Origin of the sequence: Nonomuraea sp. NPDC049637, assembly GCF_040675235.1 — a bacterium.
Lineage (GTDB): Bacteria > Actinomycetota > Actinomycetes > Streptosporangiales > Streptosporangiaceae > Nonomuraea.
The window spans coordinates 47241-60990 of record NZ_JBFAOM010000032.1 but is presented as its reverse complement, the minus strand read 5'-3'; the positions used below and the strand labels follow the sequence as shown (position 1 = coordinate 60990).

At 70.8% G+C, this 13750-nt stretch carries 13 protein-coding genes; 10 read left to right on the top strand and 3 right to left on the bottom strand.

Annotation, left to right across the window (positions count from 1 at the left end; all coding sequences use genetic code 11):
* Positions 1-2 precede the first annotated feature (2 nt).
* The 3 genes from AB0J71_RS34335 to AB0J71_RS34325 form a co-directional block, all read right to left on the bottom strand.
* A complete protein-coding gene (locus AB0J71_RS34335) occupies positions 3-908 on the bottom strand; it encodes an ABC transporter permease (RefSeq protein WP_352324119.1) in 906 nt (301 codons plus the stop codon).
* Positions 905-1867 (bottom strand): ABC transporter permease, encoded by a 963-nt coding sequence (locus AB0J71_RS34330; protein ID WP_352324118.1) that lies wholly within the window; start codon positions 1865-1867, stop codon positions 905-907. Before AB0J71_RS34330 ends, AB0J71_RS34335 begins: the two co-directional genes overlap by 4 nt.
* Before the next feature lie 67 nt (positions 1868-1934).
* On the bottom strand, positions 1935-3746 hold the full coding sequence (locus AB0J71_RS34325; protein WP_352324117.1) for a peptide ABC transporter substrate-binding protein: 1812 nt from the start codon (positions 3744-3746) through the stop codon (positions 1935-1937).
* 220 nt (positions 3747-3966) lie between these two features.
* Here AB0J71_RS34325 and AB0J71_RS34320 point away from each other — a divergent pair, with 220 nt between their 5' ends.
* The 10 genes from AB0J71_RS34320 to AB0J71_RS34275 all read left to right on the top strand — a co-directional run bounded on the left by AB0J71_RS34320 (position 3967) and on the right by AB0J71_RS34275 (position 13703).
* Complete coding sequence (locus tag AB0J71_RS34320) at positions 3967-5115, top strand: ROK family transcriptional regulator (protein ID WP_352324116.1); 1149 nt, start codon at positions 3967-3969, stop codon at positions 5113-5115.
* Between the two features lie 18 nt (positions 5116-5133).
* Positions 5134-6609: a M81 family metallopeptidase gene (locus tag AB0J71_RS34315; RefSeq protein ID WP_352324115.1), complete on the top strand. Its 1476-nt coding sequence runs from the start codon at positions 5134-5136 to the stop codon at positions 6607-6609.
* Between the two features lie 211 nt (positions 6610-6820).
* Positions 6821-8632 (top strand): trypsin-like peptidase domain-containing protein, encoded by a 1812-nt coding sequence (locus tag AB0J71_RS34310; protein ID WP_352320542.1) that lies wholly within the window; start codon positions 6821-6823, stop codon positions 8630-8632.
* A gap of 133 nt (positions 8633-8765) precedes the next feature.
* Positions 8766-9155 (top strand): VOC family protein, encoded by a 390-nt coding sequence (locus tag AB0J71_RS34305; RefSeq protein ID WP_352320544.1) that lies wholly within the window; start codon positions 8766-8768, stop codon positions 9153-9155.
* A gap of 213 nt (positions 9156-9368) precedes the next feature.
* Positions 9369-9575, top strand: a complete 207-nt coding sequence (locus tag AB0J71_RS34300; RefSeq protein WP_055509312.1) for a cold-shock protein — start codon at positions 9369-9371, stop codon at positions 9573-9575.
* A 180-nt stretch (positions 9576-9755) separates the two neighbouring features.
* The gene (gene asnB / locus AB0J71_RS34295) at positions 9756-11570 is read left to right on the top strand and encodes an asparagine synthase (glutamine-hydrolyzing) (RefSeq protein ID WP_364418055.1); all 1815 of its coding nucleotides are present in this window, start codon (positions 9756-9758) and stop codon (positions 11568-11570) included.
* A 16-nt stretch (positions 11571-11586) separates the two neighbouring features.
* The gene (locus tag AB0J71_RS34290; protein WP_352320548.1) at positions 11587-12480 is read left to right on the top strand and encodes an SseB family protein; all 894 of its coding nucleotides are present in this window, start codon (positions 11587-11589) and stop codon (positions 12478-12480) included.
* Positions 12477-12881 (top strand): hypothetical protein, encoded by a 405-nt coding sequence (locus tag AB0J71_RS34285; protein ID WP_352320550.1) that lies wholly within the window; start codon positions 12477-12479, stop codon positions 12879-12881. The genes AB0J71_RS34290 and AB0J71_RS34285 overlap by 4 nt, the downstream gene beginning before the upstream one ends.
* A gap of 94 nt (positions 12882-12975) precedes the next feature.
* Positions 12976-13371: a YbaB/EbfC family nucleoid-associated protein gene (locus AB0J71_RS34280; protein WP_352320552.1), complete on the top strand. Its 396-nt coding sequence runs from the start codon at positions 12976-12978 to the stop codon at positions 13369-13371.
* Positions 13368-13703 (top strand): hypothetical protein, encoded by a 336-nt coding sequence (locus AB0J71_RS34275; RefSeq protein WP_352320554.1) that lies wholly within the window; start codon positions 13368-13370, stop codon positions 13701-13703. The genes AB0J71_RS34280 and AB0J71_RS34275 overlap by 4 nt, the downstream gene beginning before the upstream one ends.
* The last annotated feature ends 47 nt before the right edge of the window (positions 13704-13750 follow it).

Genomic DNA, 13750 nt, shown 5'->3' with positions numbered 1-13750 from the left:
TCCTAGCGCCGCCGGAGGCGGACCTCGAAGACGTCCCTCAGCCCGTCGCCGATGAAGTTGAAGGCGAGGACGATGAGGATGATGGCGATCCCGGGCGGGTACAGCAGCCACCAGTAGCCGCTGTAGGTGTTGGCGAGGCCGTCGGAGAGCATCCCGCCCCAGTTCGCCGCGGGTGGCGGCACGCCGAGGCCGAGGAAGGACAGGTAGGCGACGTACAGGATGGCGTCGGCGACCTGGAAGGTGGCGTTGACGATCACGGTGCCGATGGCGTTGGGGATGATGTGCCGCCGTACGGCCCGGCCGCCGGTGCCGCCCATCGACCGCATGGCCTGGACGTACTCGCGGGAGCGCAGGGTCAGCGCCTCGCCGCGGACCAGCCGGGCCGGGCCCAGCCAGGCGAAGGCGCCGATGATGAGGATGAGCATCGGCACGGTCGGCGTGACGATGGTCGCCATCAGCATGAACAGGAACAGCGAGGGGATCGACATCATCGCGTCGACCACCCGCATCATGGCCGCGTCCACCCAGCCGCTGGTGAAGCCGGCGATGGCGCCCCAGATCGTGCCCACGACCGTGGCCAGCACGCCGGCGGCCAGCCCGACGACGATGGACGTCTGCCCGCCGAGCAGCAGGCGGCCGAGCTGGTCGTAGCCGACGCCGTCGGTGCCCAGCGGGTGGCCCGGGGTGCCGGGGGGCAGGTAGACCGAGGCGAGGTCGGTGTGCACCTGGTCGGTCCGGTAGAACAGCGGGCCGAGGAAGCACAGGCCGCCGAGCACGATGAAGATGATCAGGCCCAGCAGGGCGAGGCGGTTCTCGGCGAAGACGGTCAGCGCCTGACGCCACTGGCCGCGTACGGGCGCCTCCTCGGCGGGGACCGGCGTGCCGGTCGCCTCGGCGGACGCGGTCATGAGCGGGCCGCCGTCCTGAGCCGGACGCGCGGATCGACGGCGGCGTACAGCAGGTCGGCGAGCAGGGCGCCGAGCACGGTCGCGATCGCGATGATCAGCGTGACGCCGAACAGGATCGGGAAGTCCCGCTTCAGCGCCGCCTGCCAGAACAGCTGGCCCATGCCGGGGTAGTTGAACAGGGCCTCGACGACCAGGGCGCCGCTGAACAGCGCGGGCAGGTACATCCCGAGCAGGGTGATGACCGGGAACAGGCCGTTGCGCAGCGTGTGCCGGGCGACGACGCGCGCCTCCGACAGGCCCTTGCTGCGGGCGGTGCGCACGTAGTTCTCGTTGAGGTTGTCGACCATCGAGGAGCGCACGTACCGCGAGTAGACGGCGACGGTCACGATGGCGAGCGTGACGGTGGGCAGGACGAGCCCGGCCGGGTCGGCCAGCACCTCACCGAGGGTGAACCCCTGCGAGGCCTCCGGCGGCAGGATCGGCCAGACCTGCGAGAAGAGAATGATCATCATGAGACCCATGAAGAAGATCGGCGTGGCGTAGGCCAGCAGCGACAGGGTGGTGATCGTGTAGTCGGGCCACCGGTTGCGCCGCATCGCCTGGACGACGCCGAGCGGGATGGCGACGACGACGGCCAGCATCGTCGAGAACAACGACAAGACCATGGTCTTGGGCAGCCGCTGGCCGATGGCCTCGGCCACCGACTGGTTGAGCTGGAAGGAGTAGCCGAGGTCGCCGCGCAGGAGGCGGCCGATGAACATGACGTACTGCTGGACCCAGGGGCGGTCGTAGCCCATCTCGTGGTCGAACGCCGCGAGCTGGGCCAGCGTCGCATCCTTGCCGAGGGTGGCCCGCGCCGCGCCGCCCGGCAGGAGATGCAGGATGACGAACGTGATCATCGTGACCAGCACGACGATGATCAGGGCCTGGCCCAAGCGGGTGATCAGATACCGGGCCACGCGAGGCCCCTCCTTGTTCCAGGGACCCCGGCGACCCCCGCACGGGCCGCCGGAGTCGGGGACGGTCTCAGCTCTTCCAGGACCAGTCCTGGAAGAACATGTTGTTCATCGGGTCCTGCGTGACCCCCTGGAGCCCGGCGCGGTACGCCGAGATCTGGTACACGGGGTTCGGCATCCAGAGCACCGGCAGGTCCTGGGCCAGCCGGTCGTTGTACGCCTTGAGCGTCGCCTCGTCGTCGGCGAACTGGGTGGCCTCGATGAGCTTGTCGGCCTCGGGGTCGCTGTAGCTGCCCAGGTTGACCGGGGCGCCGGTGGCGAACAGCCGCTCACCGCTGGGGAAGGCCGGGTAGTACCAGCTGCCCTGCGAGCCGAAGAACGACATGTCCCACGAGCAGTTGGAGTCCGAGGACTTGCACGCCGGGGTGACCGCGACCGAGTCCGGCACTTCCTTGATGGTGAGCTGGATGCCCAGCTTGGACATCTGCGACTTGATCTCGGCGAACATCTTGGTCGTCGCGGCGAAGCCGGTCTGGCTGGTGACGGTGAAGGCCAGCTTCGCGCCGGACTTCACGCCCTCGCCGCACTGGTCGGCGCCCGTGCCCGGCTTCTGGCAGGTCGTCTGGCCGTCGGGGGTCACCTGCCAGCCGTGGCTCTCCAGGAGCTGCTTGGCCTTGGCCGGGTCGAAGGGGTAGGCGCAGCCTTCGCTGGAGCCGTTCGTGCCGGGCTTGGCCGGGACGGGGCCACAGGTCGGGGCCGCCATGCCGGACCAGATGGCCTTGCTGATGGTCGGCTGGTCGATGAGCGACTGCAGGGCCTGGCGCAGGTAGAGCTGCTTGAACAGGGGGCCTGACTCGGGGTTGTTGAAGTTGAGCTGGAGGTAGGTGATGGACCAGCCGTACCAGGGGGCGATCTGGTAGCCCTTCGACTCCAGGTACTTCTGCTGCGACAGGTTGGCCGGCGGCACGTAGCCGTAGTCGATCTGGCCGGCGCGCAGCACGTTGAACTCGGCGTCGTCGCTGGTGAAGGGGCGCAGCGTGACCGACTTGAGCTTCGGCTTGTCGCTGCCGGAGTAGTTCGCGCGGGCGGTGAGGACGACCTCGCCGTTCGGCACGTACTTCTCCAGCTTCCACGGGCCGCTGTTGACCTGCCACAGCTCGTTGGTCGCGTACGTCTTGGGGTCCTTCGACGCGGCGGTGAGGAAGTCGAAGACCTTCCTGGCGCCCTCGGGGGTGGTGTCGAGGTCGCCCACCTTGCCGGTGGCCGAGTCCTTGTCCCAGACGTGCTGGGGCAGCGGCACGATGCGGTTGAGCTGGTTGCCGACGAACCACCCGGTGTTGTACGTCTTCGTGGTCGTCAGGGAGAAGGTCTTGTCGTCCTTCACCTTGAACGCGGCGATGTTGTCCGGGAAGCCGCCCTCCCGGTAGGACGCCCACTTGTCCTTGTTCGCGGTGACGAGATTCCACCAGAACTGGATGTCACGGGTGGTGACGGGCTTGCCGTCGGACCACGTGTTGTCCTTCAGCGTGATCGTCAGCGTCTTGCCGCCGTCGCTCACCTCGGGCGGTTCGGCCATCGAGCGCCCGGGGTCGATGTTGTACTTCGCCGAGCCGTCCAGCAGGTACTCGTACAGGTGACGGTACTGGGCGGAGCCGAAGATGACGTTCTCGCCCTGGGTGAAGCCGGGTGCCGAGATCGGCAGGATCCAGTTCGGGGTCCTGAGGGCGACGGTCACGCCGTCCTTGCTCTGGCCCCCGCTCTGGGCGCCCTTCTGCGCGCCGCCGGCGGACCCGCTGCACGCGGTCAGCGCCAGCCCGAGGGCCAGCACGCCCGCCAGGGCGCCGGTGCCGCGGAGCCCGCGCCGGTGGAATCTGCTCCCCATGGGATCTCCTCGGTTGACGTCGCACGGCGCCCTGCGCTTACCGGGGGGCCTGGTGCGTTCGATGCGGAGAATGTATAGATGGTCCCGCACGAAGTCAACGGAACTAATGCGCTTTGTTCGCCGACTTGTTTCGGTTTAGAGTCGAAGTCGCCGGTGCCTCATGATGGGGCTCTGTTGCGACGACGGGCCTGCCGGGGAACCGGCCTGAAAGAGGAGCGGCATGCCGGAGCCATCGAGTCCCGCCAACCTGCGTGAGCAGGCGCTCAGCCTCCTGGCCAGCGGTGCGGCGACGTCGCGCGCCGATCTCGTGGAGACCCTCCAGGTGGCTCCGTCCACGGTCTCCAGCGTGGTCCGGCGGCTGCTGGAGGAGGGCGCGATCCTGGAGGAGGGCGTCGGCCGCTCCACCGGCGGGCGGCGGCCGCGGATCCTGCGGCTGCGCGACGTCCCTGGCGCCTTCGCGGTGTCCGAGCTGGGCGCCCAGCACGCGCGCGTGGGGCTGTGCGCGCCCGACGGCCGGCTGCTGGCCGTACGGGAGATCGCCACCGACATAGCGGAAGGGCCCGGCCAGGTCTTCGACGCCATCTGGCGGGCCTACGAGCAGCTCAGCACGGCCAACGCCCCCGGCCAGACGTTGCTCGGCATCGGCCTCGCGCTGCCCGGCCCGGTCGAGTACCCGCACGGCCGGCTGATCGGCCCGGCCCGGATGCCCGGCTGGAACGGCTTCGACGCCCAGACCCACCTGAGGGAGCGCTTCGGCGTGCCCGCGGTCGTCGACAACGACGCCAAGGCCGCCGCCATCGGCGAGTACGTCAGCCGGGGCCGCGACCCCGGCGACATGATCTACGTCAAGGCCGGCACCGGCATCGGCGGCTGCCTGGTCAGCGGCGGCCAGATCTACCGCGGCGGCCGCGGCCTCAGCGGCGACGTCACCCACGTGCGGGTGGCCGACAGCGGCGAGCGCGAGTGCTCCTGCGGCAGCCGCGGCTGCCTGGAGACGGTGGCCAGCGGCGCCGCCCTGGTCCGCCAGCTCAAGGACCGCGGCCTGCGGGTCAGCACGCCGCGCGACGTCGTCGCCGCCACCGTCGACGCCGAGCCGTCCGTCGTGACCCTGGTGCGCCACGCCGGCGAGCTGCTCGGGGTCGCCCTGTCCGGCCTGGTCAACTTCCTCAACCCCGACGCCGTCGTCATCGGCGGCGCGCTGTCCAGCCTCGACGTCTACGTGGCCGCCGCCCGGAGCATGCTCTACAAGCGCTGCCTGCCGTCCATGACCCAGTCACTGTCCATCGAGGCCAGCGCCGCCGGCCCGGACGCCGCCCTGATCGGCCTCGGGCACCTCGTGCGTGCCTCGGCCGACGTCCGTCCCTCCTAGGCAAGGAGTCCCCCGCCCGTGTCCCGTCCCCTCCGCGTCGCCGTCGGCGGCGTGCACATCGAGTCCAGCACCTTCTCCCCGCACCTGAGCACCGCCGCCGACTTCGAGGTCACCCGCGGTGACGCCCTGCTGGCGCGGTACGGCTGGCTCGCCGAGCCGTGGGCGGCCGACGTCGAGTGGATCCCGCTCGTGCACGCCCGCGCCCTGCCCGGCGGGGCCGTGGCCAGGGAGACCTACGACGCCTGGGCGGCCGAGATCGCCGCCGGGCTGGCCGCCGCGGGCCCCGTGGACGGCGTCCTGCTCGACATCCACGGCGCGATGAGCGTGGTCGGGCTGGAGGACGCCGAGGGCGACCTGATCACGGTGGTCCGCTCGGTGACCGGCGGCCAGCCGTTCGTCTCGGCGGCCATGGACCTGCACGGCAACGTCTCCCACCGGTTCTTCGCCGGCTGCGACCTGCTCACCTGCTACCGCACCGCCCCGCACGTCGACGTCTGGGAGACCCGCGAGCGCGCCGCGCGCAACCTGGTGGCGGCCCTGCGCCGCGGGCAGCGTCCGCACAAGGCCCTCGTGCACGTGCCGATCCTGCTGCCGGGCGAGATGACCAGCACGCGCGTCGAGCCGGCCAAGGGCCTGTACGCCCGCGTCCCCGAGATCGAGGCCAGGGACGGCGTCATCGACGCGGCCATCTGGATCGGCTTCGCCTGGGCCGACGAGCCCCGCTGCCGCGGCGCGGTCGTCGCCACCGGCACCGACGCCGCCGCCACCGCCGCGGCCGCCCGCGAGCTGGGCGAGCAGTTCTGGGCGGCGCGCGACGCCTTCACCTTCGTCGCGCCCACCGGTTCCATGGACGAATGCCTCGACCAGGCGCTGATCGCGGTCAAGGACCCGGCCCGGCGTCCGTTCTTCATCAGCGACTCGGGCGACAACCCCGGCGCGGGCGGCGCCGACGACGTCACCTTCGCCCTCGAACGCATGCTGGCCCGTCCCGAGATCGCCGGCGGCTCGGTCCGCGCGGTGTACGCCTCGCTGGTCGATCCCGAGGCCGTGGCCGAGGTCGCCGGTCTCGCGCCCGGTTCGCCGGTCAGCCTGCGCGTCGGGGGCCGGATCGACGCCCGCGAGCCGGGGCCGCTGCCGATCGAGGGCGTGCTGGAGGCGGTCGCCGACGACCCCGACGGCGGGTTGTGCGTCAGCGTGCGGGTGGGCGGTCTGAGCGTGTTCGTCACCTCCCGGCGCATGCAGTACCGCGAGCTGGCCTCCTACGCCCGGCTGGGCGTCCAGGTGGACGACGTCGACCTGGTGACGGTCAAGATCGGGTACCTGGAGCCGGAGTTGTTCGACGCGGCGGGCGACTGGCTGCTGGCGCTCACGCCGGGCGGGGTCGACCAGGACCTGCAGCGCCTGCCGTACGAGCGCCTGGTCCGGCCGGTCTTCCCCCTCGACCGCGACTTCGACGCCGACCTCACCGTGATCACCGGCCCTTCGGCGCCCTGACCGCCCGCTCCCTCCTCCGCCGCGAGCGCGGCGGAGGAACCGCTCGCGGCGAACGGGGAGCGTGGCGAGGCCGCCGTGAGCGGCGAGCGCGGGGGCTCGGGAGGGCCGGTTCGGGCAGGGCTTGGAGGGGGCTCCCAGTCGGCTCCAAGCCAGGAACAAGAGGGCTGACTCATCATTTCCGCCTGTGAGCGGATATTTCAGGAAAAGGCTGATGAGGGTCGCCGCGGGTGCGGCGGTCGTCGCGACGGTCATGCTGCCCGCGCTGCCGGCGGCCGCCGACGGCGCCCCCGACGAGCGGCCCGACGTCCCGGTCGGCACCTGGCTGGCGGCGCGTACGCAGCCCGCGGTGCAGCTGACCAGCTTCACCTACACGGCGACGGTGTCCGTCCCGTCCAACACGATCAACGAGGCGGCCTACAACCAGATCGTCCAGGAGGCCGTCGCCGCCGTTCAGTCCGGCAAGATCTCCTCGGACGAGCGCAGCATCGGCAAGTGGGTCTTCCAGCAGATCGCCGCCAACGTGGACACCTACGTGTCCTCGACCACGCCGATGCGCACGGTCGAGGCCGAGGTCGGCGGCATGTGCACCGGCTGGTGGGTCACCCCCGACGGCTACATGGTCACCGGCGCCCACTGCGTCCAGGTCGGCGAGACCGAGCTCAGCCAGCTCTTCGCCCAGCAGGCGCTGGCCAAGTTCAACAAGCAGGACGCCAAGGAGATCATCAAGGGCCTGGGCGACCTCAGGAACGACGAGGAGATCCTCAAGCTCGCCCAGCAGATCTACGTCACCTTCAACTCCAGCCACATGCAGCTCAGCAACCTCAAGCAGAGCCTGTCGGTCATGCAGAGCCTGCCCGGCGGCGGGGTGGACAAGACGGCCAAGGCGGTCCCGGCGGAGCTGGTGTCGGTGGGCGAGAGCTACCCGGGCAAGGACTTCGCGCTGCTCAAGGTGAACGGCCAGCAGAACCTGCCGACCGTGCCGCTCGGCGAGGACGCCGACGTGCGCACCGGTGACACGCTCTACATCAGCGGCTTCCCCGGTCTGGTCACCAACACGCCGTTCTTCAGCCTGGAGTCGAAGCTGGAGCCGGCGCTGACCGAGGGCCCGTACAACGCCAAGCGCACCACGCAGACCGGCGTGCCCTACATCCAGACGCAGGCGCCGTCCTACCACGGCAACTCCGGCGGGCCGGTGTTCAGCAAGGACGGCAAGGTCGTCGGCATGCTGATCGCGGGCACGGTGAGCGAGGGCGGCGAGGCGTCGGAGAGCGAGAGCTTCGTCCTGCCGGTCGGCATCATCAAGGAGAAGCTCGGCGAGAAGAACGTCAAGCCCGCCCAGGCCGTCACGACGACCCGGTACAACGAGGCGCTCAACGACTTCTTCCGGCACTACTACTCCGACGCGCTGCCGAAGTTCCGCGAGGTCCAGGCGCTGTTCCCGAACCACCCGTACGTGGCCAAGTACATCAGCGACTCCCAGCAGGCGATCTCCGCGGGCAAGGACGAGACGCCCAAGCCGATCCTCATGTGGGTGCTGATCGCCGGCGGCGTGCTGCTGCTCCTGGTGCTCGTCGCGGTCGTGGTGAAGGTCCTGCGCGGACGCCGGCGGCCCCAGCCGGCCATCGTCTCGCCCCAGCCCGGGTACGGCGCGGTGCCGCCGCCCCCGTGGCAGCAGCTCCCCGCGGCCCAGGCCCAGCTCTCGCCGCCGGTGCAGCCGATGCAGCAGGCCCAGAGCCCGTACGGCCACGGCGGCGACGGCTACGGCCCCGGCGGGTACGGCGCGAACGGCCACGCCGCGAGCCCGTACGGGTCGGCTCCGGACGCCCACTTCCACCAGCCCCCTCACCAGCAGCCCTCCTACGACCAGCCGTCCTACGACCAGCCCCGCGGCGACCAGACCAGGTCCGTGCGCTACGGCCAGTTCAGCCCGCCCGCGGACAACAGGTCCGGGCAGGTCGCGGACCTGGAACGGCAGATCGCCGACCTCCAGCGCCGGCTCGGCGACCAGCCCCCGAACGCCTGACGGGCCCGCGTGAGCCGAGTCCCGCCAGACACGTCAGGATGCGTGGCCCCGGAACCCCATGACGGGTTCCGGGGCCACGACGCGTGCCCGGCGGATCCGGGTCGCGGCGCCCGCCGCGGCCTACGATGACCACGTGGACGTGCTGAGCAGCCGCGTGCTCCTGCGGCCGACCGACCCCGCCCGGACCCGCCGCTTCTACGCCGACACCCTCGGCCTGGCGGTCTACCGCGAGTTCGGCCCCGACGACGATCCCGGCGTGGTGTTCTTCCTCGGCCAGGGGTTCCTCGAGGTCGCCGGGCGTTCCGACGGCCCCGCGACCGGCGGCACGCTGTCGATCTGGTTGCAGGTGCGCGACGTCGGGCGCGAGGAGGAGCGCCTGCGGCAGGCGGGCGTCACGGTGCTGCGCGAGCCGCGCCTGGAGCCGTGGGGCCTGGTCGAGATGTGGATCGCCGACCCCGACGGCCATCGCATCGTCCTGGTGGAGGTGCCGCCCGGCCATCCGCTGCGCCGCGACCCGCGGTGAACCGCCCCGCGTTTGCCTCCGGAGGAGACCGTGTGCTAACGTTAAGCCCGTTGCAGTTGTGGTACCCATAAAAGACTTTGTGCGCACCTGACCTAGCTGGACTTTCAGGTGCGTTTTTGTTTTCCGGTCATCTCCGGGATGGGCTCATCGCGGCGACACGGGGATCCGCACGGTGCGGATCCCGTCTCTGCACGTCATCTGAAGGAGATCGTTATGGCTACCGGTACCGTGAAGTGGTTCAACTCGGAAAAGGGCTTCGGCTTCATCGCGCAGGACGGCGGCGGCGCCGACGTCTTCGCCCACTACTCCAACATCGTCTCCAACGGTGGCTACCGTGAGCTGACCGAGGGCCAGAAGGTGGCCTTCGACGTCGTGCAGGGCCAGAAGGGCCCGCAGGCCGAGAACATCGTTCCCGCCTGACCTCACGCAGCCCGTGTCTGGGCCCGCACCCTCCTCTGGGTGCGGGCCCAGACCGCTTTCAGGGGCATTCGATCGGGTATGGACCGATCAGCTCCGCGCGGTTATGTTGCGAGAGCGTCAGCCAAGTTGTCAGACGACGCCGGGGAGCACCACCAGGACTGCGTCTGAGAGGACCCTCGCATGTGCGGCATCGCCGGATGGGTGGACTTCGACCGCGACCTGACCAGCGAACGGGCCACCGCCCTCGCCATGACCGCGACCATGAGCTGCCGGGGCCCCGACGACCAGGGCCTGCACCTCGAACCGCACGCCGCGCTCGGCAACCGCCGGCTCGCCGTCATCGACGTCGAGGGCGGCCACATGCCGATCGAGGCCGAGGGCCTGGCCGTCATCACCTACAGCGGCGAGGTCTACAACTTCCGCGAGCTGCGCGAGGAGCTGGCCGCCAAGGGCCACCGCTTCCGCACCAGAAGCGACACCGAGGTCGTGCTGCGCGGCTACCTGGAATGGGGAGAAGGCGTCGCCGACCGGATCAACGGCATGTACGCCTTCGCCGTCTGGGACGAGCGCGCGCAGGAGCTCGTGCTGATCCGCGACCGCATGGGCATCAAGCCCCTGTTCTACTACCCGCTGCCCAACGGCGTGCTGTTCGGCTCCGAGCCCAAGGCGATCCTGGCCAACCCGCTGGCCCCGCCCGTGGTCGACATCGACGGCCTGCGCCAGCTCCTCAGCATGGCCACCGTCCGGCAGCGGTCGGTCTACAAGGGCATGTGCGAGCTGCCGCCCGGCCACCTGCTGCGCGTGGGCCGGCAGGGCGCGCGGCTGCGCCGCTACTGGTCGCTGGAGGGCCGCGAGCACACCGACGACCTCGACACGACCGTACGCACGGTGCGCGAGCTGCTCGACGACATCGTCGGCCGGCAGCTGATCTCCGACGTGCCGCTCTGCACGCTGCTGTCCGGCGGCCTCGACTCCAGCGTCGTCACCGCGCTGGCCAGGACGCACGGCCCGATCCGCTCCTTCGCCGTGGACTACGCCGGTTACGCCGAGCACTTCCAGGCCGACGAGTACCGCGGCGACCCCGACCGGCCGTTCGTGCGGATGCTGGCCGAGCACGTCGGCTCCGAGCACACCGACATCGTCCTCGGGCCGGCGGAGCTGGCCGACCCCGGGCTGCGGGCCTCGGTCGTCCGGGCCTGGGACGCGCCGAGCTTCCTGGGCGACATGAACTCCTCCCTCTACATGCTGTTCCGCGCCATCCGCGAACATTCGACCGTGGCGCTGTCCGGCGAGTCCGCCGACGAGATCTTCGGCGGGTACGCCTGGTTCCACCTGCCGCAGACGGTCGAGGCCGACACCTTCCCGTGGCTGGCGATGGTGATGCGCGAGCAGCAGCCGACCGACATACTCGACAAGTCGCTGATCCGGCAGCTCGACCTGGACGCCTACACCGCCGACGGCTACCGTACGGCGCTGGCCGAGGTGCCCCACGTGGCCGGGCAGGACGCCCGCGAGCGGCGCATGCGCGAGATCTGCTACCTGCACCTCACCCGGTTCCTGCCCTTCCTGCTCGACCGCAAGGACCGGATGAGCATGGCCGTCGGGCTGGAGGTGCGCGTGCCGTTCTGCGACCACCGGCTGGTCGACTACGTGTTCAACACGCCCTGGTCGATGAAGACGTTCGACGGCAGGGAGAAGAGCCTGCTGCGGGCGGCCGGGGCCGGCCTGCTGCCCGAGCCGATCGCGCGCCGGGTCAAGGCCCCGTACCCGGTGACCCAGGACGTGGGCTACGAGCAGGCGCTCCGGGACGCGCTGCGCGAGCTGGCCGCCGACAAGGACGCCCCGGTGCTGCAACTGCTCGACGCCGACGCCGTCCGCGAGGCCGCCTTCGCGCCGGCCGAGAAGGTGACGACCACGATGAGCAGGTACGGCCTGGAGCTGGCGCTGGATCTGAACGTCTGGCTGACCGCCTACGGCGTGCGCCTGGAGGTGTAGCGGGCACACTGGGCGGATGACGTCCACTGATCATCTGCCGGCCACGCCGTTCGAGGAACAGTTGTGGGCGGCCGCACAGGACGGGCAGACCGCCCTGTGCCTGGGCCTGCTCCGCGACGCCGACCTGGCGTTGCCGATCACCGCCGCCGCGGCGGCCGGGACCGAGCCGCCCGCCTGGGCGACGGCCACGGACTCCGGCCGGACGTGGGTGCTGGCCTTCACCTCGGTCGAGGCGATGGTGACCGCGACCGGCGGCCTGGCCACGCACTGCCGGATCGTCTCGCCCGCCGAGCTGGCGGCCGGCTGGCCGGACCCGCGATGGGGCCTGGCGGTCAACCCCGGCCTCGGCGCCTCGTTCCTGCTGGAGCCGGGGACGCTGGCCAGGCTGGCGGTGCCCACGCTCGTCCAGGACCTGCGGCTCGCGCCCGGGTCGGGGGTGCCGGTGGTGCAGAAGCTGCTGTCCCCGGCCGACATCGGCGACCTGCTGGCGTCGGCCGAGCCGCGCGTGTCCGGCTACTGCCACCACGCCCTCGACGTCTCGCACATCGCCACGCCCACGGTGCTGGCCGACGCGCTGGGGCAGCCCGACATGCTGACCGAGAGCGGCTCGCTGAACATCCTGCGCTGGCACCCCGTCGGCCTCGACCTCTACCGCACCCCGTACGGCGGGCTCGACGAGCAGGGCCGGGACGCGGTGGCCGGGTGGGTGGTCGAGGAGCCGCCGTTCGTGGGCATGGGCCTGGTGCCCAACGTCGACCAGGTCATCCGCGAGTACAAGGTGTACGGCGTCGGCCTGCCGCACGGCGCGGAGATCTGGGAGCTCACCCGCCAGGGCACCGAGCACCGGCGTGCGCTCTACCACGGCGACCTGCGGCGATGGCTGCTGATCGGCCGGAAGGAGGCGGCATGAGCTGGCACTTCTACCGCGCCCGCTGGCAGGGCGCCGACTACGTGGCCAGCCCCGAGCCGCACCCCCTGGAGCTGTGGGTGCGCCTGCGCACCACCGGCCCGGCCGACGGCTTCGAGGAGGTCGAGCCCGGCTGCCACGTCCGCACGGTGCCGTTCACCGAGTGCGCGTCCCTGCAGTTCGTGACCACGGAGTGCACGTGGCGGGGCGAGCGGTTCCAGGTGCACGACGAGCGGGACGGCCTGCTCCTGCTCGAATACCTGGGCGGCTCCGCGCCCGCGGCGCTCGCGCTGGGGCTGGAGCGCGTCGAGCGGGGGGTGTACCGGGCGTGGGCCCCGCGGACGGAGATCACCGAGCTTCGCGAGGAAGTTGTGGCGATAAGTCCACAAGATGGGCCTTTTTGAAGATTAGCTCTTGTCTCCTGTTGTTCATGTGACAGAAACTGACCTGAAAGGTGGATGTGACGTAAGAAACACGCAGCATTGGGGCGGGGGTGTCATGGATTCTCCTGACGTGGCGGGGATGCGGGCATACGGCGACGAGCTGCGCGACATGTTCCGCCAGATCCAGGACGTGGGCATGGAGCTGCACGAGCAGGCCAAGGCCGTCCAGGTGACCGAGACCTCGAAGGACGGCCTGGTGTCGGTGACGGTCGGCTCGCGCGGCGAGCTGATCCGGCTCGACCTCGACCCGCGCATCTACCGCCGCCCCGACGCCCGCCGGCTCGCCGACACCATCGCCGAGACCACCCGGCTGGCCGCCGAGCGCGCCCAGGAGCGCGTCACCGAGATCTTCGAGCCGGTGATCCCGCGCGAGGACTTCGAGGCGCACCTGAGCGGCGACCTCGAGACCGTCATGGCCCGGCTGGCCGACCGCATGGGAGGCGCCCGATGAGGCCCTGGGACGGCACCCAGATCATCAAGCCCGTCGTGGACTCGGGCATCTCCCAATGGACCACCATGGCCGAGGACTGGGAGAAGGAGTCCGAGCGGCTGGTCGCCGCGGTCGTCGAGGCGCTGGCCGCCGCCCCCTGGGGCAACGGCATGGAGGGCCAGGCGTTCAAGGAGTCCCATTTCCGCGACGACGGCCCCAACCGCATGCTCAACCAGTGCGTCGACCTCTCCAAGCAGATGCTGGACGCGTGCGGCAGGCTGCGCGCGAGCATCGACAACACCCTCGCCGTGGACGCCGCCATGGAGCAGGACCTCAAAGCGCGAGAGGTCTGACGCGTGACGCACAGCGCCACCGGCTCCCAGGGGCCGACTTCCCAGAA